This is a genomic window from Collinsella sp. SGI.178, assembly GCF_050313495.1.
Taxonomy (GTDB): domain Bacteria; phylum Actinomycetota; class Coriobacteriia; order Coriobacteriales; family Coriobacteriaceae; genus Collinsella.
The window spans coordinates 26,448-50,893 of record NZ_JBNPLM010000001.1 but is presented as its reverse complement, the minus strand read 5'-3'; the positions used below and the strand labels follow the sequence as shown (position 1 = coordinate 50,893).

14 protein-coding genes are annotated in these 24,446 nt (G+C 62.8%); 12 read left to right on the top strand and 2 right to left on the bottom strand.

Going from position 1 to position 24,446, the window contains the following annotated elements:
- Window positions 1-18: 18 nt before the first annotated feature.
- Window positions 19-957 (bottom strand): cysteine synthase A, encoded by a 939-nt coding sequence (cysK, locus tag ACQRAQ_RS00170; protein WP_154515926.1) that lies wholly within the window; start codon window positions 955-957, stop codon window positions 19-21.
- A 252-nt stretch (window positions 958-1,209) separates the two neighbouring features.
- Here cysK and ACQRAQ_RS00165 point away from each other — a divergent pair, with 252 nt between their 5' ends.
- Window positions 1,210-1,638 carry an RrF2 family transcriptional regulator gene (locus ACQRAQ_RS00165; protein WP_154515923.1) on the top strand — a complete coding sequence of 143 codons (429 nt, stop codon included), beginning with the start codon at window positions 1,210-1,212 and terminating at the stop codon, window positions 1,636-1,638.
- Between the two features lie 137 nt (window positions 1,639-1,775).
- On the opposite strand, the gene ACQRAQ_RS00160 is transcribed toward ACQRAQ_RS00165, so the two are convergent.
- Window positions 1,776-2,141 (bottom strand): phage holin family protein, encoded by a 366-nt coding sequence (locus ACQRAQ_RS00160; RefSeq protein ID WP_427717799.1) that lies wholly within the window; start codon window positions 2,139-2,141, stop codon window positions 1,776-1,778.
- A gap of 326 nt (window positions 2,142-2,467) precedes the next feature.
- Between ACQRAQ_RS00160 and ACQRAQ_RS00155 the strand changes: the two genes are divergently transcribed.
- The 11 genes from ACQRAQ_RS00155 (at window position 2,468) to ACQRAQ_RS00105 (ending at window position 24,384) form a co-directional block, all read left to right on the top strand.
- Window positions 2,468-2,767: a YerC/YecD family TrpR-related protein gene (locus ACQRAQ_RS00155; RefSeq protein WP_154515917.1), complete on the top strand. Its 300-nt coding sequence runs from the start codon at window positions 2,468-2,470 to the stop codon at window positions 2,765-2,767.
- Between the two features lie 240 nt (window positions 2,768-3,007).
- Window positions 3,008-6,106, top strand: coding sequence for a PD-(D/E)XK nuclease family protein (locus ACQRAQ_RS00150; protein ID WP_427793328.1), 3,099 nt, complete (start codon window positions 3,008-3,010; stop codon window positions 6,104-6,106).
- Between the two features lie 3 nt (window positions 6,107-6,109).
- Window positions 6,110-9,733: a UvrD-helicase domain-containing protein gene (locus tag ACQRAQ_RS00145; RefSeq protein ID WP_427793326.1), complete on the top strand. Its 3,624-nt coding sequence runs from the start codon at window positions 6,110-6,112 to the stop codon at window positions 9,731-9,733.
- Between the two features lie 263 nt (window positions 9,734-9,996).
- Window positions 9,997-13,800, top strand: coding sequence for a DNA polymerase III subunit alpha (dnaE, locus tag ACQRAQ_RS00140; protein WP_427793324.1), 3,804 nt, complete (start codon window positions 9,997-9,999; stop codon window positions 13,798-13,800).
- A gap of 162 nt (window positions 13,801-13,962) precedes the next feature.
- Complete coding sequence (locus ACQRAQ_RS00135) at window positions 13,963-17,436, top strand: SNF2-related protein (RefSeq protein WP_427793322.1); 3,474 nt, start codon at window positions 13,963-13,965, stop codon at window positions 17,434-17,436.
- A 165-nt stretch (window positions 17,437-17,601) separates the two neighbouring features.
- A complete protein-coding gene (locus tag ACQRAQ_RS00130; RefSeq protein WP_427793320.1) occupies window positions 17,602-17,964 on the top strand; it encodes a desulfoferrodoxin family protein in 363 nt (120 codons plus the stop codon).
- Between the two features lie 117 nt (window positions 17,965-18,081).
- Window positions 18,082-20,067 carry a hypothetical protein gene (locus tag ACQRAQ_RS00125; RefSeq protein WP_427793318.1) on the top strand — a complete coding sequence of 662 codons (1,986 nt, stop codon included), beginning with the start codon at window positions 18,082-18,084 and terminating at the stop codon, window positions 20,065-20,067.
- A gap of 294 nt (window positions 20,068-20,361) precedes the next feature.
- Complete coding sequence (gene ruvC / locus ACQRAQ_RS00120) at window positions 20,362-20,883, top strand: crossover junction endodeoxyribonuclease RuvC (protein ID WP_035137351.1); 522 nt, start codon at window positions 20,362-20,364, stop codon at window positions 20,881-20,883.
- A complete protein-coding gene (gene ruvA, locus ACQRAQ_RS00115) occupies window positions 20,883-21,503 on the top strand; it encodes a Holliday junction branch migration protein RuvA (RefSeq protein WP_427793317.1) in 621 nt (206 codons plus the stop codon). Before ruvC ends, ruvA begins: the two co-directional genes overlap by 1 nt.
- Entirely contained in the window at window positions 21,503-22,570 is a 1,068-nt protein-coding gene (gene ruvB / locus ACQRAQ_RS00110; RefSeq protein ID WP_427793316.1) for a Holliday junction branch migration DNA helicase RuvB, read from the top strand. The genes ruvA and ruvB overlap by 1 nt, the downstream gene beginning before the upstream one ends.
- Before the next feature lie 146 nt (window positions 22,571-22,716).
- Window positions 22,717-24,384 carry a formate--tetrahydrofolate ligase gene (locus tag ACQRAQ_RS00105; protein ID WP_427717820.1) on the top strand — a complete coding sequence of 556 codons (1,668 nt, stop codon included), beginning with the start codon at window positions 22,717-22,719 and terminating at the stop codon, window positions 24,382-24,384.
- Window positions 24,385-24,446 lie beyond the last annotated feature (62 nt).

Here is a 24,446-nt window from a genome sequence, read left to right as displayed (position 1 = left end):
CCTATGGGAAAAAAGGCTCTAGTCCTGGAACAGTGCCGTGGACAGGTAGCGCTCACCGGTATCGGCGAGCAGTGCCACGATGGTCTTGCCCTCGTTCTCGGGGCGCTTGGCTAGCTGCAGCGCGGCCCACACGGCGGCACCGGACGAAATGCCCACGAGCACGCCCTCCTTGTGGCCCACGGCGCGGCCGGTGGCAAAGGCGTCGTCGTTCTCGACGGGGATGATCTCGTCATAGACCTGGGTGTCGAGGACGTCGGGCACAAAGCCGGCACCGATGCCCTGAATCTTGTGCGGACCGGCCTGGCCCTTGGAGAGTACCGGGGAGGTGGCGGGCTCGACGGCGACAACCTGAATCTCGGGGTTCTGCTCCTTGAGGAACTCGCCCACACCGGTCACGGTGCCGCCGGTGCCAACGCCGGCGACGAAGATGTCGACCTTGCCGTCGGTGTCGTCCCAGATCTCGGGGCCGGTCGTGGCCTTATGGATGGCGGGGTTGGCGGGGTTCACGAACTGGCCGGCGATGATGCTGTTGGGGGTCTCCTTCTGCAGCTCCTCGGCCCTGGCGATGGCGCCCTTCATGCCCTTGGAGCCGTCGGTGAGCACGAGCTGTGCGCCGTATGCCTGCATAAGCTTGCGGCGCTCGACGGACATGGTTTCGGGCATGGTGATGATCACCTTGTAGCCGCGAGCCGCCGCCACCGAGGCGATGCCGACGCCGGTGTTGCCGCTCGTGGGCTCGATGATGGTATAGTCGCCGCCGCGCACGAGCTTGCCGGCCTTCTCGGCCTCGTCAATCATGTTCTTGGCGACGCGGTCTTTGACGGACCCGGCGGGGTTGAAGTATTCCAATTTGACGAGCACGCGAGCCTTGAGGTCCTCATCGGCCTCAAAGTGAGTGAGCTCCAAAAGCGGGGTGTGGCCGATAAGCTGATCGATGGACGTATAAACCTTGCTCATGGTGAACCTCCAAAGTGTTCAAATGACTGGATACCGTGTGGTTTTACGGTGGCCTAGTAGCTAAACCCATAAACCTTATAGGTTGTTTGTTTAGCTGTTGGCAAGCATAGTAGACACTAAAGCCTAGTAATGCAATAGGAAATAGGAGATTATTACGAGCTGATTAACCACCTTGACTGGAATGGGTATTTTCAAAGCCAATTTTTCGGCTAGAATTTCAACGGATTAAAAGACCGAAAGGCAGCACTATATATGTTGGTTTCTACTAAGGGCAGGTACGCCCTGCGCGTTATGGTCGACCTGGCCGAGCACCAGGCGGCCGGTCGCATCCCGCTCAAAGAGATCGCGGCGCGACAGGGGATTTCCGAGAAATATCTCGAGAACATCTTGGCTACGCTCGTGCGCGCCAACATGCTTTCGGGCATGCGCGGCAAGGGCGGCGGCTACGTGCTCACGCGCCCGCCCGAGCAGTACACGGTGGGAGAGATCTTGCGCCTGACCGAGGGCAGCCTGGCGCCGGTCGCCTGCCTGGATGGCGACTGCAAGGGCTGCTCGCGATCTGACGAGTGCCCCACGCTCGACGTGTGGAAGAACCTGGACAAGCTCATCAACGACTACCTCGACGGTGTGACGCTCGATGCGCTCGTCGCCCCCAACGGGGGCTACGACTACGTCATCTAGCCCCACCAGCCATTTGGGGACGGGGTAGAAATGGTAGATTCTTTTGTCCTCTGAGGCTTGACAAAGGCGAAGGCCGTCCATCGTTGCGATGGACGGCCTTCGTTTTGGCGTGTTGTGGCGGTCCGTATCCGGTTGCTTTAGTTCCTGGCGATGCTGTCGAAGATGCTTCGAGTGATGGACACCAAAATGCTACCCATAAAGGCCGACCCAAAGCTGGCAATGGAGATGCCCGCTCCCAGCAGATTTACCGATAGGTAGCTGGCAAGCTCGAGCATAAAGCTGTTGACTACAAGCTGAAAAATACCCAGCGTGATAATGGTGAGCGGCAGCGAGATGACCGTCAGGAGCGGCTTGACGAGCGAGTCGACGACGTTGAGGAACAGTCCCACAAAGGCAAAGCAGACCCAGGCGTCGGCCATGCCGAAGGGCTGAATGCCGGGGACGAGGAACGTGGCGATCGCGATAGCGATTGAGGTCAAAAGCCAGTTGAGCAAGAAGCGCATGGTGGGTTCCTTTCCGGTGCGCGTGACGTGTTGGTGGCGCGTAAGCTCGTTTGCCGCGGCGAATCGGATGGTTGCCTTGGCGTGCGCCTCTGCGTTGGGCGCCCATTGTCTCAGATATTCGTGGAGCTTGCATGCGCATTCGGTTTCAAAACGGCGTTCGTCCTAAAAAACGCGCCGCTGACAGAGAGTCTTGTCACTTTAGTTTGGTGGTGTGCTAAACTGCTACGGGCAAAAGCTACATGCGTTGCCCTATTGCATTGAATGGGCGAACGATGTCCGGTGCCAGTATCAACTTCGATGCCTTTTGGCGGGTTTGGCGGTGATCGATGAATATCGAGAACATGTTTGACAAGCCTGATGTCAAGCAGCTAGTCCACGCATTTAGTCTTTTGGACGACGAGAAAGATATTCAAGCGTTTTTGACCGATATCTGCACGCCGCGCGAGATTTGCGATCTATCGCAGCGTCTGCAGGTCGCGCGCTACCTGGACGAGGGCGAGCCCTATGTCGAGGTTCAGGTCCGTACCGGCGCTTCGTCCACCACGGTGAGCCGTGTATCCAAGGCGCTCAACGGCGAGTACGGTGGCTACCGCAAGATCCTCATTAAGCTGGAGGATGGCGAATAGGCCGCGGCAAAACGAATTGTGAAAAACCGCTCCTCCGGGGGCGGTTTTTATATGCCGAATAATTGGTGCAAAGGGGCCAGGTTCGCTTGCACCAACGGACGAGTCCGCCCCCTTGGCACCAACGTGGTGCAAAGCGACTTGTCTCCAAAGCGCCAAAAGATGAAGCTGCGGTGGCAATGTGTCCGCTTGGGCGGGTAGGATGGATGCATTGATTATTGCGAACAGTTTGAGTGGAGGGCCATGCCTGTTCGAATCTATACCACTAATGCCGGCACGGATTTGAGCGATGCCGAGTCGGCGCTGCTTGCCGACCTTATTGCCCGCCACGGGCGTGCCGTGCTGCTGGCGCCAACGTTTGCCGAGCTCGACCTGTGCCGTCATGATGCGGCGGAAGCCGGCGTTTCGCTGGGCATCGATTACAAGACGCCCGCGTCGTGGCTTCGCTCGCTTTGGGAGCTTTTGGGCGACGGGCGCGGTTTCGTCGACAACCTGCAGCGCCAGATGCTGTTTTCGGACATGGTCACGCGTCTCGATGATGTCGACCTGCAGCCGCTTTCGCGCAGCCAGGGCACGGTGCGCATGCTTGCGCGCATGGCCCGCGATGTGCTGCCAGGTGTGGCGGGGACAGCTGCCGAGCGATGCCGTGGCAACAATTGCCGGCCTGGGCCAAAAAGCGATGCCGAGGCTCGTGTGTTCGAGCTTTTGCGTGCCTACGCGGGCGGTCTGGACCGTCGAGATATGGTCGAGCCCTGCGAGGCGGCTGACATTATGGCCAGCGCTCTGGCCGATAATCTGCCGGTGTGCGCCCGTGCCGTCTGTGTACGCGGCGTCACGTCGTTTACGCACGGTCTGCTCGAGCTGCTGTCTGCTGTGGCGAACAGTGGGGGAGAGGTCGTCGTGCTGCTTGCTCGCGAGCAGGCGGCGATGCGCGAGGAACTTGCCGCGGCATTTGATGCCAGCGGTGTGCTGTTTGAGGTCGCGCCGCTGGGGGAGGACGCCGTCGCGTCTGATGCCGCTTGTGGAACCACCGCTCAGCCTGCCTTTATTGAGGTCGCGGGCCCCCACGCCCGTGCTCATGCTTATGCGGACGCAATTGACGATCTGGTAAAAGCGCGCCAGGGTTTCGGGGCCGACGATACCGCCGGCCTCTCCGCCGACCCCGTACGCGTGCTCGTTGTTTCTGCCCGGGCACCCCAGCTGTTCGGTGAGCTTGCCTCTCGTCTGGCGGCTCGTCATATCGCTGCCGAGACAACTGAATTCACGGCGTTTTCCCAATCCATTGCGGGCAGGCAGCTTGCGGCGCTTGCCAGCTTGATCGAGCGCATGAAGGCGGCCGATGAGGGTGTGGCGTCAAAGACCGAGTGGTGGCCCGCGCCGGAGCTTACCGACTGGATCTACAGTCCGCTTTCGGGCACTGATGCCGCCAATGCCCGTATCTTCGATAAGAATATGCGTCTCTCGCGTAGCAAGACTACCGCGGGCGTTAAGAGCCTGCTGCAGAGCGTGCAAGGCCAGGTGAGGGGCGCACGCAAGGCGGCGAGCGACGAAAACTGGTTTAAGAACGTACCGTGTGTGGTCTCGGACGTGTTCCAGGCACTGTGGCGCGACAAGCCCGTGACGGCGCTCAAGGCCATGCTTGCCGTTGCCGAGGCGTTGCCCGATCGCTCGCTGGGCAGCTTGGATGGCCAAGCTCGTCGCCAAGCGGAGGCGGTCCTGCTGCGCCACGCCATTGACATCCTTATGAATGGCGCCCGCGCGCTCGACGTGTCACAGGCCGCGACCGTGCCCGTGCTCGATGGCATTCGCACCAAGGTGGACAAGCGTAGCACCGCCTACGATTACGATACCTACGAGGTTGACCGTGCGCCACGTGCCCAGGTTCGCTTTGCCTCGCTTGCCGATGCGGCGGCTCTGCGCCCCGGCAGCTACGATGCCGTGCTGTTTGCCGATGTCGATCTGGACAGCTATCCGCTCTCACACGAGGAAGGACCGCTGGCCACGTTGGCTGCGAGCCTTGGTCGCGAGGGCGTGACGCTTGAGCCTGCGGCCTTGTTGCGCGTGCGCTTTGGCCACGCGATGGAGGCGGCACGTGGCCCGGTTGCGCTTGCGCGCGTGACGCACGATCGCCAGGCGCGCGAGTGCTATCCGGCTGCCGTGTGGACCGAGTTGCGGGCGCATGCCGAGGCCACCGGTGCCGCTCAGGTGACATGCGTGGGCGAGGGCGATATCGTAGGTGATTTTGACCCTGCAGCCGGCAAGGGCCTCAAGCGCGAGCGCGTGGCATGCGAGGCTCCTCAGCATTTGAGCGAGGCGGCCGTGCCATATCTGGTCTTGCGCCATCGGGACGGCGAGGGCGAGGACGCGCCGCTTGTACCGCGTCTGACGTCTGCCTCGCAGATCGAGGCCTATTCCACCTGCCCGCTGTGCTGGTTTGTCTCGTATCGCGTTAAGCCCCAGTCTATCGACGCGGGTTTTGGCAACATGGAGAAGGGCAACTTTGTCCACGACGTGCTGGAACATCTGCATGCCCGTTTGCCCCAAGAGGGCATGGAGCGTGTGACGCCCGAAAACCTGCCGCGTGCGCAGGAGCTGCTGCACGAGGTCTTTGCCGAGACCTTGGCCGAGCACGCCGGCAAACGTGGCAACGAGGGCCCGCTGGTGCCGCTCTCACCGGTGGAGGAGCGTCAGGTGGCCGAGATCTTGCCGCAGCTGGAGGGCGTGCTTGCCTACGAGTCCGAGGCGCTTGCCCCCTTCGCTCCGCGCTACCTGGAGTTTGCGTTCAACGAGCTCCAGGTCGAGTATGCCGGCTGGCCGCTCGGCGGGCGCATTGACCGCGTGGATGTGGATGCCGAGAATCGCGCTGTGGTGATTGACTACAAACATCGCACGGGCGTTGAGGAGTTTAAGCTCGCCGACCCCACGGTGCGCGACGAGGAATCGGGCACGGCGCCCATCGACGATCCGCGCTGGTTGCCGCCACATACCCAAACGCTCATCTACGCCCAGGCCATGCGCCGGGCGCTGGATTTGGATACCCGTGCGGCGCTCTATTTTTCGACCAAGGGCGGCAAGCCCGCGTTGCGCGGTGCCGCGAGCGCCGAGCTGCTCGAGGAGGAGCGTGGCGACGGTCGCATCCCGGGCCTTAAGAAAGGTTTTCCCGGCGAGGGTGGCAGCATGGACTTCGACGCCCTGCTCGATCGCGTGGAGGCCGGCATCGCCGAGCGCTTGCGCGAACTCGAGGCGGGCAACGTCACTGCTGTCGACCCGGCGTCGACGCAGGCCGCGCATGCCCGCTGCTCGTATAACCACGAAGGAACGTTTGTAAGGAGGGACGTGTAGACCATGGATCTTTCGACCTTGATGCCGCAACAGCTGCAGATCGTCAAGACGCTCGACCGTCCGCTGTTTGTCTCGGCGGGCGCCGGTTCGGGCAAGACCTTTACCCTCACGCGCCGCATCGTCTACGCGCTCTCGCCCGAATCCGGTCCGTTCGTCGAGCATCTGGACCAGGTGCTCGCCATTACCTTTACCAAGGATGCCGCGGCCGAGATTCGCGATCGCGTGCGCCGTGCGCTTATCGACGAGGGCATGGACGAGGAAGCGCTGACCGTCGACGACGCGTGGATCTCGACCATTCACGGCATGTGCTCGCGTATCCTGCGCGCACACGCGCTGGAGTTGGGCATCGACCCCGAGTTCACGGTGCTCACCGATACCGACGAGCTCATGGACCAGGCTGTTGAGCATGTGCTGGCCCGCGCGACGGCACCCGATGCCGCCCCCGAGCTCGCGGCATCGCTCAAGGCCCTCTACGCCTGGTATCCCATGGCGGGCGAGGGCGTTCCCTTTGGCGCCGGCACGACCATCAAGGGTCTGGTGCGCGACCTGCTGGAGCTCTCGAGCCAGCTGCCGGGCGGTATGGACGACGTGTGCGTGGCGCGCGGCCAGGCCGATACCTCGGCGCTCGCCGATGCCTATCGCGCGGCGCTGGGCGCAAGCAAGGCGGCGACCGAGAAGGCGCAGACGGCGCTCGACGCCATCGACGCGTTCGAGGCGAGCGGCAAGACTATGGCCGATGCGGCGCGACTCATGATGTCGTGCACCATGCCGCGCGCGAGCAAGGCGTTCCCCAAGGAGCAGGTCGAGCTGCTCAAGGCCGAGGCCGCCGATGCATTTATCAATATCGTGCTTGCCTGCGGTGCCCCCGCGCTCGATGCACTGGTGGGCTTGGCCCGCTCTGTAGAGGCCGAGTATCGCGCACTGAAGGCTGCCCAGTCCGCCCTCGATAATAACGACCTGCTGCGCATGGCCTACGAGGCCCTGCGCGATTACCCTGCCATTCGTGCTGCGTACGAGGGCCGCTTTAAGATGGTCATGATCGACGAGTTTCAGGATACCGACCAGATGCAGGTCGACCTGATCCGTTACCTGACCGGCGCGGGGGAGCGCGCGCTGTGCACCGTGGGCGATGCGCAGCAGTCGATCTATCGCTTCCGCGGCGCCGAGGTCGAGGTGTTCCGTCGTCAGGAGCGCAAAGTGGAATCGACGGCGTCCGCGGCGACTGCCGTGGCCGACACCCCCGCCGGCGAGCTCGTCAAGCTCGTGCGCAACTTCCGCAGCCACGACGAGGTGCTGCGCTATGTGGCCCGTGTCTTCGACGGCGACGACGGCGGCCTGATGCAGGGCTTTTTGGATCTTGAGGCGAGCGACGGCCGCAAGGACACGCTGGTGGCGGATGCCTCGCGCCGCCAGGCCCTCTTTGTTGCCGGCGGCAGTACGCAGGAGCGCACACAGGCCAAGGCCCGCGCGATCGCGGAGCGATTCCGCGCGCTTGCCGATGCCGGCCAGCCCCAGGGCGGCATGGTGCTGCTGCTGGGCCGCATGACCAACGCAGACGTCTACGCACAGGCCTTCCGTGACCAGGGGCTCGACTGCGTCATCGCGGGCGGCTCGGTCTTTGCCCAAGCTGCCGAGGTGCAGACGGTGCGCGCCCTGGTTTGCGCCCTCGCCAATCCGGCCGATACGGCACAGGGTCTTATGCCACTGCTGGCCTCGCCGATGTTTGCACTCGGCGCCCAGGAGTTCCTGGCGCTGGCGACCAAACTCGACGATCAGACGGGCGAGACGTCGCGCCGCAACATCGATGCGGGCATCATGAGCGATTCCGATGTGCCGGGCTTGCAGGGCTTGCCGCTCGTGACGCGTGCCCGCGAGGTGCTGCGCTACGCACTGCGTCGCGTGGGGCGTGATTCGTTCGCCGCCATCGCGCGCGACGCGGTCAATGCTTCCGGCTGGTTCGTGCGCCTGGCGCAGCGCGGCCCCGAGGGCAAGGCCATCGCCGCCAACGTGCTCAAGGCGCTCGATGCCGTGGCCGAGGCGGAGGCCGAGTTCGGTAACTCGCCGCGCTCCATTGCGCTTGCCTTCGATCGCTTCCTGGCGGGCAAGGAGGCCCCGGGCGCCCTCAACGAGGGGGGCGACGGCGCGGTGCGCATCATGACGGTTCATGCCTCCAAGGGTCTGGAATATCCGGTCGTGGCGGTCGCTGAGTGCTTTGGCGTGCGTAAGTCCTCGGGTGCGGCACAGATGGGTCGCGTCGAGGGCGGAGCGCAGGTCGTGGCGCTGCCGGCACGCTTCGACGGCGTTAAACTCGCGGACGGTACGTTCGTAAAGGGCGATGACGTCAAAAAGCAGTTTGAGCATGCGTTTAAGGGCAAGGGCACGTCGCTGTGGCTACCGCCGGAGCTCATGGAGGACGTCTGTGCGACGGGTTCTCCCGCCGAGGCATTTGCCCGCCTGCGCAACGACGACCTGCAGCTTTCGCTCGAGGAGCGGGCCCGTTTGCTCTACGTTGCCATGACCCGTGCGCGCGAGCTGGTGATCTTGGCGATGGATGCCGGCGTGGGCCGTGGCAAGGTGACGGCGCCGACCTTCGATGTCGAGACCGATCTGACCTACGACGTGCTGCGCCGCATTCTGCCGACCGACGCTCTGGACATGCCACAGCTCGATGCCGACCGCCTGGTATTCGACAACTCCCAGCCGGGCGACTACGAGCTCATTTCGCTTTCGGACTTTACCTTTGGCGAGCAGGCGTTTGAGGCCAACGCTTCGCTGGATGCCGAGGGCAGGCTCGTTCGTGGCGATACCGATGTCGCCGATAATGCTGCGCACTCAACCGTGCCCGGTCCTGCCGACCCCAAGCCCGATTCGTTTGAACTCGTATATCCCCAGGCGGCGGGCGTGCGCATGGGCACGTGTCCGTTCCCGGCGCGTGATTCGTACAGCTATTCGTCGATCGCCGCGGTGCTCCATGCCGAGACGGAAGACCGTGCCGCCGAGGCGCGTGTTCCCATGGACGAGGCAGGCGACGATGCCGAGTCGGATGGCTCGGAGATGGCCGATGCAGACGTGGCTGCTGTCGAGCCCGCCGGCAACCCCATGGCGCTGGGCTCGGCGTTCCATGCCGCCTGCCAGTGGCTCATCGAGATGGGTGCCGATGCGCTGCCCGCTGAGCGTGCCGATGCGCTGACGCGCCTGTGGTGCCTGACGCCGGAGCAGCGCGAGCGTTTTGACGTTGCCCTGAATCGCTGGCTCAGGTCGTCGGTCCGTGCCGAGCTTCTTGCCTGGCCGTGCGTCCGTGCCGAAGTGCCGTTCTTCTCGCTGGGCTGCGAGGACAAGGACATTGCCCGCTACGGTGCATATGCCGAGGGCGCCATCGATGCGCTGGCGACCGACCCGGCCGATCCGTCACGCGCACTGGTCATCGATTACAAGACGGGTGGCACGCCGGATGAGACACCCGACCAGCTGCTCGAGAAGCACGCCCTGCAGGCGCGCGTCTATTCGGATGTTCTGCATAAGGTGGGCTTTAAGACGGTGACCGTCAAGTTCGTCCGCGTGGAGCAGACGGCCCCAGCTGTCTTAGTCGAGCTCGCCGAGCCCCAGGTGGTCACCTACAACCTCTAACCCTCAGATAACGTGCGGTGGAATCCCTCCCGATTCCACTGCAGCTCAGGGGTAGCTAATTTGGGACGGGGCTCTTTTAGCTACCCCCATACATCGGTTGAGATGTATTCCGACCCCGACTCGTTCGCCGTCAGTCAAAGGGTAGCTAAAAAAGCCCCGTCCCAAATTAGCTACCCGTGTGGGTTTGGCTAGGTTCGGGCGCTGTCCGTGCCGTGGGGTAAAATCGTTCAGTCAGAACACGAACCCGCATCGGAGCTCATCACATGGCATTCGTCCATCTGCACAACCACACTGTTTTCTCCATGCTCGACGGCGCAACCCGTATCCAGGATATGGTCAACCGTGCCGTAGAGCTGGGCATGCCCGCCGTGGCCATTACCGACCACGGCTACATGTATGGCGTGCCCGATCTGGCGCTGGCCTGCGACGCCGTCAACCACAACACGCCCGAGTACAAAACGTGGAGCCACGACAAGGCCTTCTTGGAAAAGGACCGCCGCGACGAGCTGGTGGAGCCCGATCCCGAGGCAAACCCGCGCGAGCATGCCCAGTATGTGAAGGACATGGCCATGTGGGACGAGAAGGGCAATATCGACGAGCTCAAGCCGCCTCTGGTCATCAAGCCCATCTTTGGCTGCGAGGTCTACTTTACGCCGGACGAGACGCTCGCCCGCGACCACAAGCCCGAGCTCTACCACATGATCCTTCTGGCCAAGGACCAGGAGGGCTACGTCAACCTGATGCAGACGGTCTCCGAGGCCGCCGTGCAGGGCTTTTACTACAAGCCGCGCGTGACGCTCGACAACCTGCGCCGCCACGCCAAGGGCATGATCTGCACCAGCGCCTGCATCGCGGGCATCATCCCCAAATACATCGACCGCGGTGACATGGAGGGCGCCATCAAGTGGGCCGAGACCTTCCGTGATACCTTCGAGCCTGGTGACTTTTACATCGAGATCCAGGAACACGGCATCACCACCGATAACGGCCTGACCGACGAGCAGATGGACCGCACGCTCATTGATATCGCCAAACAGGTGGGCGTCAAGGTCATCGCCACCAACGACTTCCACTACCTGCGCCGCGAGGACGCGCCCGTGCAGGACGTCATCATGTGCATCGGCATGAACGCCAAGGTCGACGACCCCAACCGCATGCGCATGACCGGCTCGGAGTTTTACATGAAGACCGAGGAGGAGATGCGGGCGATGTTCCCGTATTGCCCCGAGGCCTGCGACAACACGCTCGAGATCGCCGACAAGTGCTACGTTGAGCTGGACTGGGACTCCATCATCCTGCCGCGCTTTCCGCTGCTCGATCCCGGCGAGACGCACGAGAGCCAGTTCCGCCGCGAGTGCGAGAAAGGCCTGCGCCAGCACTACGGTGACGACTGGGCCACGCGCGAGATCGGTGGCGTCAACATCAAAGAGCGCTTTGAGTACGAATACAAGGTCATTTGCGACAAGGGCTTTGCCGCCTACTTTTTGATCGTCGCCGAGTACGTGCAATGGGCCAAGGACAACGGCATCGGCGTCGGCCCCGGCCGTGGCTCGGCCGCCGGCGCTATCGTCGCCTACGCCATGAACATCACCGCGTTCGACCCGCTCGAGAACGGTCTGATGTTCGAGAGGTTCCTGTCCCCGCAGCGTACCGAGATGCCCGATATCGATATGGACTTCGACGATGAGCGGCGTCTCGAGGTCGTGGAGCACGTTCGCCAGCTCTACGGTCCCGAGAAGGTCACCCACGTCATCACCTACTCGACCATTAAGGCCAAGCAGGCCATCAACGACGCCGCGCGCGTCCTGGACTACCCGGTCTACATGGGCCAGCGCCTGTCCAAGATGGTCTCGAGCGACCCCAAGGTCAAGCTCAAGCAGGTGCTCGAAAAACAACCCGGCAAAGAGGATCTGTTTAACCCCGACTTTGCCGAGGCCTATAAAAAGGACGACGACGCCCGCCGCATCATCGACACGGCGCTCTCGATCGAGGGTCTCACCCGTGGCGAGGGCGTGCATGCGTGCGCCGTTCTGATCTGCCGCGACCCCGTCAACGAGCACGTGCCCACCAAGCTCGACACCAAGGGCGGCGTCGAGATTACCCAGTACGAGGGCCATACCGTTGCCGACATGGGCCTGCTCAAGATGGACTTCTTGGGTCTGCGTACGCTGACGGTTATCTCCAAGGCCAAGGCAAACATCAAAAAGAACTTCGGCATCGACATCAAAGAGGAAGAGATTCCCTTTGACGATCCCGAGATCTTTAAGCTCATGGGCTCCGGCCACACCGCCGGCGTCTTCCAGGTCGAGTCCGCCGGCATGACGGCCACGATCAAGAACATGAAGCCCACCGAGTACAAGCACGTTGTGGCATTGATCGCCCTGTACCGCCCGGGCCCGCTGGGCGCCGGCATGGTTTCGTCCTACATCAACCGTATGAACGGCAAGGAGCCGGCCGTCTCCTACGACGACCGTCTGGACGACATCTTGGGCGAAACCTACGGCACCATGGTCTACCAGGAGCAGGTTATGCTCATCTCCGTCGAGATGTGCGGCTTCTCCAAGGGCGAATCGGACTCGCGTATCCGTAAGCCCGTGGCTAAGAAGAAGATCAAGCTGCTCACGTCGACGGTACTCCACTGGGAGGATGGCTCGGACGAGACCACCTACGACCACTGGATGAACGGCGCTATCAAGAACAACTACACGCGCGAGGTCGCCCAGAAGATTTGGGACGATGTTCTCGAGTTCGCGTCCTACGCCTTTAACAAGTCGCACTCCGCCGGCTACGCCATCTTGGTTATGCAGACGGCGTGGCTCAAGGCGCACTATCCGCACGAGTACATGGCGGCCGTCCTGACGTCCTATACGGGCAAGACCGACAAGATCGTGCACTACGTCTCGGCATGCCGTCACGACGGCATCCCCGTGCTTTCGCCAGATGTCAACGAGTCCGGTACCGAGTTCACGGCTACCAAGGAAGGTGTGCGCTTTGGTCTGGCCGGCATCCGCGGCGTGGGCACCGGCGTGGCGCAGGCGATTATCGCCGAGCGCGAGGCGGGCGGTCCGTTTAAGACGCTGCATGATTTTGTCGAGCGCGTGGACTCGAGCCAGGCCAACCGTCGCGTGATCGAATCGCTCATCAAGGCAGGTGCCTTCGACTCCACGGGGTATCCGCGTCGTCAGATGATGCACTTTGTGGACAAGAACAACCCCGAGAACATCATCGATGCCGCGGCAAAGCGCCAGAGGGATCGCGCGAGCGGCCAGACGTCGTTCTTCGACATGTTTGGCGACGTTGAGGGCTCGGGCTTTGAGGTGATCGTACCCGATCCGGATGGCCAGGAATGGGACCGCCACCTTAAGCTGAGCCAGGAGAAGGAGGTTCTGGGCATCTATGTCTCGGACCACCCGCTGCGCCCGTTTGAGTATGCGCTCAGCAAAGCACGCGACTTCTCGTTTTCGCAGATCGACACCGGCTACGAGGTGCAAAACCCCACGGGCGGCACCATCAACCAGGAAATTCCCGAGGGCAAGGCGCTGTGGTGGGCCGGTATGGTCTCGAGCGTGTCCAAGCGCGTGACCAAAAACGGCGACCCCATGGGCATCGTGCAGCTCGAGGACATGGAAGGCGAGGCCACGGTCGTGGTGTTCCCCAAGACCTTCAAGGAGGCCGAGGGGTATCTGTACGGCGAGGTCGACCCCGAGACCGGCGCGCAGCTGTCCGATGCGTTTGTGCGCATTAAGGGCAAGCTCGAGCGCTCGGACCGCGGCGACCAGATCATCGCGCAGGAGATTGTGCCGCTTGAGCTCAACGAGGAGAACAACAAGCCCAAGGTGTTTGAGGTCATGGTGCCCAACAGCCGCTTTAGCCAGGGCAACATGGCGCGTCTTGCCACGGTGCTCACCGCCAACCCGGGCGGCGACCGCGTAGAGATCTTTATCGAGCAGGCGGACGGGCGCGTGCTGCGTGCCGAGGTACCTGCTAAGGTCAACGCACGCTCGATTCCGCTGTTGGCCGAGGCCAAGGCCATCGTGGGTAACCAAGGTCGCGTGACGGTGATCTAAGGACGCCGTTGGCGGGGTAGCTAATTTGGGACGGGGCTTTTTTAGCTACCCTTTGGCTGACGGCGAATGAGTCGGGGTCGGAACACATCTCAATCGACATATGGGGGTAGCTAAAATAGCCCCGTCCCAAATTAGCTACCCGGCGCGAGATTGGAGGAAGCGATGGCGCAGGGGACGTTTGTGCAGACGCTTCGTAAGGAGGCGGCGCTCAGCAGTACCTTTATGAAGGGGCGTTCGCTCATGCTCAACGGCGCCGTGCTGTCGTTTGAGGACTCCGGCTCGCGCTTCTCCAAAAACGTGAATATCGAGGGTACGGTGCGTGGTTCGCGCGGCGACCTGTATAAGACGCACGTGACGCTCGATATGGACGAGCACGAGGTTGTCGACTACGACTGCGATTGTCCCGCCGCCTTCCGCTATTCCGGCATGTGCAAGCACGCCATCGCCACGGCGTTGGCGTATCTGGATGCCAGCGGCGCCGAGCCCGTCGAGGGTTTGCGCACGCCGGTCCGCACGTTTACGGTGTCGCCCGCACAGTCCAATCAGCCCACACGCCCCGCGCCCAGCGCATCTGCGGTCAACCCCAACTTTCCCTTCCCGGCGCCCGTGCCCACGAGCCCGAGCCTTGTGGCAGCACTTTCCGATCTTTCGGACGCGCGCATGGACAAACTCGTGGCCATGCGCCGCAAGCTCGCTGGCACCATTGATCCCGATGCGCCCAAAGCAGTGCTGGAGCCCTCGCTGGTGCCGTACTACAATCCGCTGTTTGCCGATCGCTTTAGCTGGGCGCTTGAGTTTCGCATCCGCTGCGGCTCGGTGTCCTACGTGGTTAAGGATATCGACGGCATGGCCGATGCCTATGAGCGCGGCGGTACGTTCTCCTATGGCAAGAAGCTTACGTTCCTTCATGCGCCCGAGGCTTTCGATGATGTATCGGCAAAGCTGCTCGACTTTGTTGCAATGACGGTCGCCTACCTAGGCGATATTACGAGCTCGCGCTCGGCATCGTACGACTTTGCCCGCAGCGGTTTTGTCGCCGAGCGTCAGTTGCCGGTATCCGAGTATTCCATCGTGTCCGTGCTGGACCTGCTGCGTGGCAGGACCATGTCCTTTGAACCTGCTTGGTCGCGGGGGACGACGACGCACCGCGCCTACGAGGTGGCAGTCGAGTCGTTGCCGGAAGGGGAGGGCGAAGTTCCGGCTAAGCGCCCGCCACTGATTGCTGCCAAGATTGTGCCGGCAGCCGGGGGCAGCTACGACTTGCGCCTTCCGGCCGATACGTACTGCTTTGCCTCGGGCGACGTTGCCTATCTGGTCGATACGCGCCGCGCGCGCCGTACCGACACGGCGTTTGCCCAACATGCCGCGCCGTTCCTATCGCACTTGTTGCCCTGCCTCACACCGGTCCATATCGCCGCCGACCAGGTGGGTGAGTTTTGCCGCATGGCGCTGCCTATCTTGCGCGACTACACCGACCTTACCGCGCCCGCTGTGCTCGATACCGTGGCGCCCGAGCCAAGCTTTGCCATGGCGATCGGCGTCGACGATGGCCTTGTGACCTGCAAAATTACGGTTACCTACGGCGACTGGTCGGCAGATCTCTTTAGCATGGGCGCTCCGGGCAGCCCCTTCGAAGAGCAGCGCCCGGGCGTGCCGCCGCGCGACGAGGTGGCAGAGTTTCGCGTTATGGACACGGCGGCTCTGTATTTCGACTTTTACGAGGGTGGCCTGGCGTTTGAGGAACGCGATGACGAGAGTCTGTTCCACTTGCTGACTGAGGGCCTGTCTGCCCTGTCCGAGCTGGGCGAGGTCATGCTCAGCGACCGTCTGCGCCAGATCTCGGTCCGCCCTGCGCCCAAGCTTTCAGTGCGCGCCACCGTCAAGAGTAACCTGCTCGACGTCGAACTGGGCGCGAGCGGCCTTTCGGCGGCAGACCTTGCCATCTACCTCGATTCCTACAAGCGTCACCAGACGTTTGCTCGTCTCACGTCGGGCGACATCATTCGCCTGGACGAGGGAGCGCGCGCCGCGTTTGGCCTTGCCGAGGATCTGGGGGTCGATGCTGTCGACCTGCTCGACGGCGTGTCGCTTCCCGCGTCGAGTACCCTGTTCGTCGACAGCATGCTTGCGCGCACGCCCGCGCTCGAAGCCGATCGCGACGCTGCGTTCCGTCGCACCGTCGAGCGCCTGGACACGCTCGGCAAGATGGACTTTACGGTGCCGGCCTCGCTCAAGGCCACACTGCGCGGCTACCAGGTTGACGGCTACCAGTGGCTCGGTTCGCTCGAGCATCTGGGCCTTGGCGGCATTTTGGCCGACGACATGGGCCTGGGCAAAACGCTCCAGATGATCGCGCATATCCTGGCGCGCGTGGAGGCGGGGGACACTAAGCCCACGCTCGTGGTATGTCCCGCATCGCTCGTGTACAACTGGACTGCCGAGCTGGAGCGCTTTGCCCCCTCGATTGATGCGTGCGCCATTGTGGGCGCTAAGGCCCAACGTCGCGTGCAGATAGCCGGCGTGGCCGAGCATAACGTGGTCGTAACGTCGTATGACCTCATGCGCCGCGATATCGACGAGTACGTCGAGCAGGACTTTGCCCGCGTGGTGCTGGATGAAGCCCAGTACATTAAAAACCCACTCACGCAGGTGGCTCGCGCCGCAAAGCGTCTGCCGGCCGCTGTGCGCTTTGCCTTGACGGGCACGCCCATCGAAAACCGCTTGTCCGAGCTCTGGAGTATCTTCGACTTTTTGGTGCCGGGCCTGCTCGGCACGCGCGAGTCGTTTGCCAAGCGCTTCGAAAGCCCGGTCGAGCACGCCGAGGGTGACAGCGCCGCTCGCCTGCAGGCGCTCGTGTCGCCGTTTGTGCTGCGCCGCGTCAAGGAAGACGTGGTGGCCGACCTGCCCGAGAAGATCGAGGACACGGTGATGGCGCAGCTCGCCGGCGAGCAGCGCAAGCTCTACCTGGCCAACCAGGACCGCATTGCCCAGCAAGTGCAGCACCGCGAGGCCGGGGAGTTCAAAAAAGATAAGCTCAAGGTACTTGCCGAGCTCACCAAGCTGCGCCAGATCTGCTGTGATCCTCATCTGCATTACGCGGACTACAAGGCGGGAAGCGCCAAGCTCGATACGTGTATGGAGCTCGTCCACGGCGCGCTCGACGGCGGTCATCGCATCTTGCTATTCAGCCAGTTTACGGGCATGCTCGATATCATCGGCAAGCGCCTGGCCAAGGAGGATATCGCCTTCCTTAAGCTTACGGGCGCATCGTCTAAAGAGAGCCGCGCCAAGATGGTTGCGCAGTTCCAAGCGGGCGAGGTGCCGGTGTTCTTGATTTCGCTCAAGGCGGGCGGCGTGGGCCTTAATTTGACGGCTGCCGACGTGGTCATCCACTACGACCCGTGGTGGAACGTGGCGGCGCAGGACCAGGCGACCGACCGCGCCCACCGCATTGGCCAGCAGCACACCGTGACCGTGTACAAGCTCATCGCCAAGGACACGATCGAGGAGCGCATCATGCAGATGCAGGAGTCCAAGCGCGATCTGGTCAACAGTGTGCTCGGCGGCGATGGCATTTCGTCGGCGCTGTTTACCCGCGAGGACGTTCTGGCGCTGCTCGGTGGCGACGGTCGCTAGCTGCGCGTGGGATGGGGCTGCCGGGCTGGGCCAGGTCGCCGGTTCGTCCTGGCCCGACCGCTTGCCTCACCCGTTATGTGTTCATTTGTAATGCCATGGATGGTTCGGCGCTCTTTGGGCATAAGAACCATTGAGAACATTGGCACATCAGCAAAGGAGAACATCATGGCGAAATTCTTTAAAGACTCCGATGGCAAGCTCGTTGCCGCTCTTGGCGACGACGTTGCGACCCCTGCCGGCTGCACGGAGCTGACGGCAAACACCGAGGATGCGGCGCACGAGAAGCACGTGCCTGTTGTCGAGATCGAGCGCGACGGCCACGGCATTCGTGCGCGCGTGGGCTCGACGGAGCACCCCATGCTGCCCGAGCACTACATCGAGTGGATCGCGCTTGAGGCCGAGGGCCGCCTGGAGGTCCATTACCTTGAGCCCGGCATGAAGCCCGCGACGTTTTTCGCTGGCGGCTCCAAGACCGGTACCGTCTATGCCTACTGCAACCTGCATGGGCTGTGGTCCGCGACGTTCTAGGAGCGCGCCCCCGCTCGGGGTATCATAGCTAGCATATGCACATGCAAGCGCCGGCTGCATTATGCGGCCGGCGCTTTTACTACGGTTTCGATGGTTTACGACGGAAAGGGCTGGGCCATGAAGCTCGCGCTTGCACAGATCGATATGCGCCTGGGTGATATTGAGGGCATTTGCGGTCGCATCGAGGACCAGGCTCGTCTGGCCCACGAGCGCGGGGCGCGCGTGCTGTGCGTCCCGGCTCCGCTCTTTATGGGTGCTCTGCCCGGCGGCCTGATGGGTACTGCCGACTTTGAGCACGACATGCTGACAGGCCTGACCGGTGTTGCCGAGCGTATCCAAGAGCTCGATATGATCTGCATCGTGCCCGCGGCGGTTTCGTTTGAGGGCCAGCCGCTGCTCGACTACATGATGCTCAAGGACGGTCATGTGGTGCCGGCGCGATCGAGCATTGCCCTGCAGCGTGGCGAGAACAACGACACGCGTTGGGCGCCGCCGGTGTTCGACGTGGACGGCGTGCGCATCGCCGTGATTTTTGACTTGGACCGCGAACTCGAGATGTTGCCGACCGGTGTTGACCTCATTGTGTATTTCCAATTCAACGCGTTTGACATGACCGACCGCGAGACTGCCGCCATCGCCGCCGTTCGCAGCGGTGCCTACCGCAAGATCGCATCTAAGCGCAGCGTGTGGTTTGCCTGCATGGCGCCGGTCGGTGCGTACGACGAGTCGGTATATACCGGCGGTTCGTTTGTGCTCGACGACTGCGGTCGCGTGGTGGCCCAGGCGCCGTGTTTTGAGGAGAGCCTGCTGGTTCAGGAGATTCAGCGCGGCGTGATGCTCGATGCCCTGGAAGATCACGAACTGCTCGAGTTTCGTTCCGAGGAGTGGCTGTGGCAGGCGCTGGTGCTCGCCGTGCGCGACAATGCCCGAGCTCGCGGCGCGTCGCGTGCTGTGGTGGCACTCGAGGGTGACTTGCCGTCGTCCCTGCTGGCGGCACTTGCCGTTGACGCTCTGGGCCCGCGTAATGTGATTGGCCTTGTGCTGGGGCGCAACCGTATCTTTACGCCGGCTCAGGAAGAGGCCGAGGCCGCCCGTTGCGCCGCCGTCCGCGCGATTGCCGAGCGCCTGCACATTCGCACCGTCGAGCGCGATGCACCGGATGCGGCGCGTGTGCTCGATCGCGACGTGTCGGCGGGCGATGCCGAGCGTCTGCGCTCGCGTGCGCTGGGCCTGATGCTCGAGGATACGGCGCTCGAGCTGGGCGCCATGGCGTTGAGCCCGCTCTCCAAGACCGAGTACGCGCTGGCGGCGCCCGCGCTGTCCGGCGGCTACCAGGGCGACTTTGCGCCCTTTGGCGATGTGTACCTGTCGACGCTTGAGTTTGTGGCGCGCGTACGCAACCGCACGTCTGCCGTGGTGCCCCAAGAGCTCGTGACGCTCAACGCGGTGGAAGATTGTATGGAGCGAGTGCTGGCGCAGGCGCTCTCGACGCTCGACGGTCCGGTCGATATGCTCGACCGCGCGGCACAGCTGCTCGGCGGGCTTGAGCCTGGTGAGGTCGATGGCGCGCTCGAGGCGCACGTGGACCGCAATCGATCTCTCGACGACATCCCGATGGCCGCTGGCAAGCCTGAGGCCTGCTCGCTGCTGCTGATGCTCGTTCGACAGGGTGAGGCTGCCCGTCGCATGTTGCCGCCGGCGCCGATCGTTTCGGCCCGTTCGTTTGCCGAGCGCGCTTGGCCGTACATGCTTGCGTGGTCCGATTTGGGGCTCAACGGCAAGGAGCGCATGACGGTCGATTCACTGGCGCGCGCCGAAGTGCGCCGCTTTGCCGATAGCGATACGGGCGATCGCATGCGCGGTGAGATGATGGGTCTGTTGGGTGAGCTGTTGGGTATTTCGCCCGAGCAGATGGAGGAGCTGCGCTCTGAGGACGGTCAGCGTCGTTTGCACGAGGGAATGAAAAAGTTCGAGGGCGAGGTCCAGGACGCCATCGAAAGGATGATGGGCGGCCAGGGCGGACCGCAGGGCGGGTCCCAGGGCACGCCGATGCCACATCCGCCGGTGGATCCCCGTCAGTTTCCTTTTTTCTCGCAGAACTAAACTGGGGATGGGGCAAAGGTTACGCGGTTTTGCCAAACCGCGTAACGAGTCGACGCTACGCGAGCCCCTGCCGGGCCATCTGCCGCTCAAACCGTCGCTTGCGTACAGAAGTACGCGGCGCTCCTCTTTCGCGACACCTTGCCACGGCAGGGACTCGCTCGCTGACTTATGCTCAACCTATGGTTCGACCTTGCTTGCCAGATACGGTCGCTGTTGTGTTATTCTAGAACAGACGTTCGTGAATAGTGCGTGGGGCCTTGCCTTGCGCTGCGCTTGTGACGAGGGGAGGTTGGCTTGGTTATCTTGGGTATCGACCCTGGTTTGGCCCATACGGGGTGGGGGATTATCGAGGAGCGACGTGGCGAGGTTCGCTGTCGTGCCTATGGCTGCATCGAGACCAGTGCTGGAAGTCCGCTCGCGGTGCGCCTGTCGCATATCGCCCGCGACCTCAAGGGCGTTGTCGAACGCTATCGTCCCGATACCGCTGCTATCGAGAGCATCTACTTTGGCGCTAACGTTCGTTCGGCCATCCCCACGGCGCATGCCCGCGGCGCTGCGCTTGTGGCGCTTTCGGAGTGCGCGCTCGAGATTGGCGAATACACGCCTATGCAGATTAAGCAGGCTGTTGTGGGCACCGGCGCCGCAGATAAGCGACAGGTCGCCTACATGGTGCGCACGCTTACGCAGCTCGATCACGACCCGCACCCCGACCATGCCGCCGATGCCCTGGCCTGCGCCATCTGCCACGTTAACCTCAGCCGCACCCGAGCGCTTACCGGCGGCGAGTTCTATCAACAGAGAGGAACCGGATACTGATGATCTCCCAGCTCCACGGAACGCTTGTCGAGGCCACGATGAGCTCTGCTGTCGTCGATGTGTCGGGCGTGGGCTTTGAGCTCGGCATCTCGGGCAGCACTGCGGCCACGTTGCCGACGCCCGGCGGCGAGGTCCGCCTCTACACGCGTATGCAGGTGCGCGAGGACGCCATGACACTTTTCGGATTTGCCTCCAAGGACGAGCGCACGATGTTTGACCGGCTCGTGTCCGTCTCGGGCGTTGGCCCGCGCTTGGCGCTCGCCGTGCTTTCCACCTATACCGTGGGGCAGCTGTATTCGCTGGTGATGGCCGAGGACGACAAGGGCATGGCCAAGGTACCCGGTGTGGGTAAAAAGACAGCTCAGCGCCTCATCTTGGAACTCAAGAGTACCTTTGCCAAGGATAAGGGCTTTGTGCCGGTCGACGTGATTCCCGGACAGGTTGCGATGCCCGTGCCCGCTGCCGCTCCCTCGGCCATCGATGATGCTCGCGCGGCACTCCTTTCCATGGGCTTTAGCCCGCAGGAGGCCGATGTCGCTCTGAGCGGGTATGATGGGCAGGATATGCGTGTCGAGGATCTGCTCGGCGCGGCGCTTAAGCGACTCGGAATGGATGCGTGATGTGGGAAGCCGATGACTCTCAGGACCTGTGGGCGACGCCCGGCAACTCGCCGGCGGCATCCATGGCGCATGGCGAGCGCATGGTGGGCTCGGAGCTAACGCCCGAGGACCTCGATGTCGACCGTACCCTGCGTCCCCAGCGCCTGGACGACTACTGCGGTCAGGAGCATATCAAGCTGAGCCTTCGCGTGCTGATCGAGGCGGCGCAGAGCCGTGGCGAGACGCTCGACCACGTGATCTTCTCGGGCCCTCCGGGTCTGGGCAAGACCACGCTGGCCACCGTTATCGCCAACGAGCTGGGCGCTCAGATTAAGACGACGAGTGGCCCGGCCATCGCGCGCACCGGCGACCTGGCGGCCATCCTCACCAACTTACAGCCGGGTGACGTGCTGTTTATCGACGAGATCCACCGTCTCAATCGTTCGGTCGAGGAGGTCCTGTATCCCGCGATGGAGGACTTTGCGCTCGATATCGTGATTGGCAAAGGTCCGGCGGCGCGCTCGATTCGCCTGGATATCCCCAAGTTTACGCTGGTGGCGGCAACGACCCGCTCGGGTATGCTGACCGGCCCGCTGCGCGACCGTTTTGGCATTTCGTATCGCCTGGACTACTACACGGTCGAGGAGCTTGCCCAGATTGTGACGCGCTCGGCAACCATTTTGGGAGTGACAATAGACCATCCGAGCGCGCTCGAGATCGGCTCGCGCTCGCGTGGTACGCCGCGTCTTGCCAACCGCTTGCTCAAGCGCGTGCGCGATTACGCCCAGGTGCGCGGCAACGGTCCTATTGAGCTTGATATCTGCCGTCAGGCGCTCGAGTTCTTTGAGATTGATGAGCTTGGTCTGGACTGGATGGACATTCGCATCTTGGAGACGCTCGCCAAGACGTTCTCCGGCCGTGCCGTGGGCCTGACGACCCTTGCCAGCGCGGTGGGCGAGGATCCGGGTACGCTCGAAGATGTCTACGAACCCTACCTGTTGCAGTGCGGGTTGATGATTCGCACGCCGCAGGGTCGTCAGGCAACCCTGCGCACATTCGAGCATTTGGGTATCGAGCCGACCCTGTAGGAATGGGCTTGTTTTAGCGCATCTGTAGGCTATCGCTGGGCATTGGATAAACATATCGCCGTTCATCGGTTATGGGCGTTTTACTATTGCGCGCCCGTGCTATGCTGAATTGGTCTTTTTCTCATCCGGTAACGAAAGGACCGCCCATGCCTACTGACATCGAAATCGCACGTTCCGTCACGCCGCTGCCCATTACCGAGGTGGCCAAGAACGCCGGCGTCGACGTAAAGCACCTGATTCCGTACGGCTTCGACAAGGCAAAGGTCGACTATTCACTGCTCAACGAGCCGACCGATCACCAGGCCAAGCTTGTCCTCGTGACCGCTATCAATCCCACGCCTGCAGGCGAGGGCAAGACCACCACGACCATCGGTCTGGCCGACGGTCTGCGTCGTCGCGGCGTCAAGAGCGCCGTTGCCCTGCGCGAACCTTCGCTCGGTCCCGTCTTTGGCGTAAAGGGCGGTGCCGCCGGCGGCGGCTGGGCCCAGGTCATCCCCATGGAGGACATCAACCTGCACTTTACCGGAGACTTCCACGCTATCGGTGCCGCCAACAACCTGCTGGCCGCCATGCTCGACAACCATATTCAGCAGGGCAACCAGCTCGGCATCGATGTTAAGCGCATCACCTGGAAGCGCGTCGTCGACATGAACGACCGTCAACTGCGCCATGTTATCGATGGCATTGGCGGCAAGGCCCAGGGCGTGCCGCGCGAGGACGGCTTCGATATCACCGTTGCCTCCGAGGTCATGGCGATTCTGTGCCTGTCCACGAGCATCAACGACCTCAAAGAGCGCTTGGGCGAGATCGTTGTCGGCTACAGCTATGCCGGCGAGCCCGTCCGCGCCCGCGACCTCAAGGCTCAGGGCGCCATGGCTGCGCTGCTTAAGGATGCGCTCAAGCCCAACCTGGTGCAGACGCTCGAGGGCACGCCCGCGTTTGTCCACGGCGGTCCCTTCGCCAATATCGCCCACGGCTGTAACTCCATCATGGCCACCCGCATGGCCATGCGTTTTGGTGACGTCGCGATTACCGAGGCCGGCTTTGGCGCCGACCTTGGTGCCGAGAAGTTCCTGGACATCAAGTGCCGCATGACGGGCGTTCGCCCCAGCGCCGTCGTGGTCGTCGCCACCGCCCGCGCGCTTAAGTACAACGGCGGCGTTGCCAAGGCCGACCTCAACGACGAGAACCTCGAGGCCCTTAAGGCCGGCATGCCCAACTTGCTGCGTCACGTCGACAACATCCAGAACGTCTATGGTCTTCCCTGCGTGGTCGCCATCAACCGCTTCCCGACGGACACCGAGGCCGAACTTGCGCTCATCGAGTCCGAGTGCCAGAAGCTCGGCGTCAACGTTAAGCTGTCCGAGGTTTGGGCCAAGGGCGGCGAGGGTGCGCTCGACCTGGCCGATGAGGTCATGCGCCTGATTGAGCAGCCGAGCGAGCTCAAGTTTGCCTACGAGGACGGCGCCGATGTGGCCGACGCCCTGGAGGCCGTTGCCACCAAGGTCTACCGCGCCGATGGTGTCGACTTTACGCCGGCTGCCAAGCGCCAGCTCGCCGAGCTGCGCGAGAACGGCTTTGGTAACCTGCCGGTGTGCGTCGCCAAGACCCAGTACAGCTTTAGCGATAACGCCAAGGCTCTGGGCGCGCCCGAGAACTTCCGCATCACCGTGCGCGAGCTCAAGGTTTCCGCCGGTGCCCACTTTGTGGTCGCGCTGACCGGCAGCGTTCTGACCATGCCGGGTCTACCCAAGGTTCCCGCGGCCGAGAACATCGACGTCGACAACGACGGCAACATCACCGGCCTGTTCTAAGCCTGCTGCTCATAGCCGCTTGCCCGCCCCGCCGCGCCTACCAAGGCCCGGCGGGGCTTTTT

Coding starts and splice junctions, on each gene's coding strand:
- cysK (WP_154515926.1), bottom strand. CDS start 957: ATGAGCAAGGTTTATACGTCCATCGATCAGCTTATCGGCCACACCCCG.
- ACQRAQ_RS00165 (WP_154515923.1), top strand. CDS start 1,210: ATGTTGGTTTCTACTAAGGGCAGGTACGCCCTGCGCGTTATGGTCGAC.
- ACQRAQ_RS00160 (WP_427717799.1), bottom strand. CDS start 2,141: ATGCGCTTCTTGCTCAACTGGCTTTTGACCTCAATCGCTATCGCGATC.
- ACQRAQ_RS00155 (WP_154515917.1), top strand. CDS start 2,468: ATGAATATCGAGAACATGTTTGACAAGCCTGATGTCAAGCAGCTAGTC.
- ACQRAQ_RS00150 (WP_427793328.1), top strand. CDS start 3,008: ATGCCTGTTCGAATCTATACCACTAATGCCGGCACGGATTTGAGCGAT.
- ACQRAQ_RS00145 (WP_427793326.1), top strand. CDS start 6,110: ATGGATCTTTCGACCTTGATGCCGCAACAGCTGCAGATCGTCAAGACG.
- dnaE (WP_427793324.1), top strand. CDS start 9,997: ATGGCATTCGTCCATCTGCACAACCACACTGTTTTCTCCATGCTCGAC.
- ACQRAQ_RS00135 (WP_427793322.1), top strand. CDS start 13,963: ATGGCGCAGGGGACGTTTGTGCAGACGCTTCGTAAGGAGGCGGCGCTC.
- ACQRAQ_RS00130 (WP_427793320.1), top strand. CDS start 17,602: ATGGCGAAATTCTTTAAAGACTCCGATGGCAAGCTCGTTGCCGCTCTT.
- ACQRAQ_RS00125 (WP_427793318.1), top strand. CDS start 18,082: ATGAAGCTCGCGCTTGCACAGATCGATATGCGCCTGGGTGATATTGAG.
- ruvA (WP_427793317.1), top strand. CDS start 20,883: ATGATCTCCCAGCTCCACGGAACGCTTGTCGAGGCCACGATGAGCTCT.
- ruvB (WP_427793316.1), top strand. CDS start 21,503: ATGTGGGAAGCCGATGACTCTCAGGACCTGTGGGCGACGCCCGGCAAC.
- ACQRAQ_RS00105 (WP_427717820.1), top strand. CDS start 22,717: ATGCCTACTGACATCGAAATCGCACGTTCCGTCACGCCGCTGCCCATT.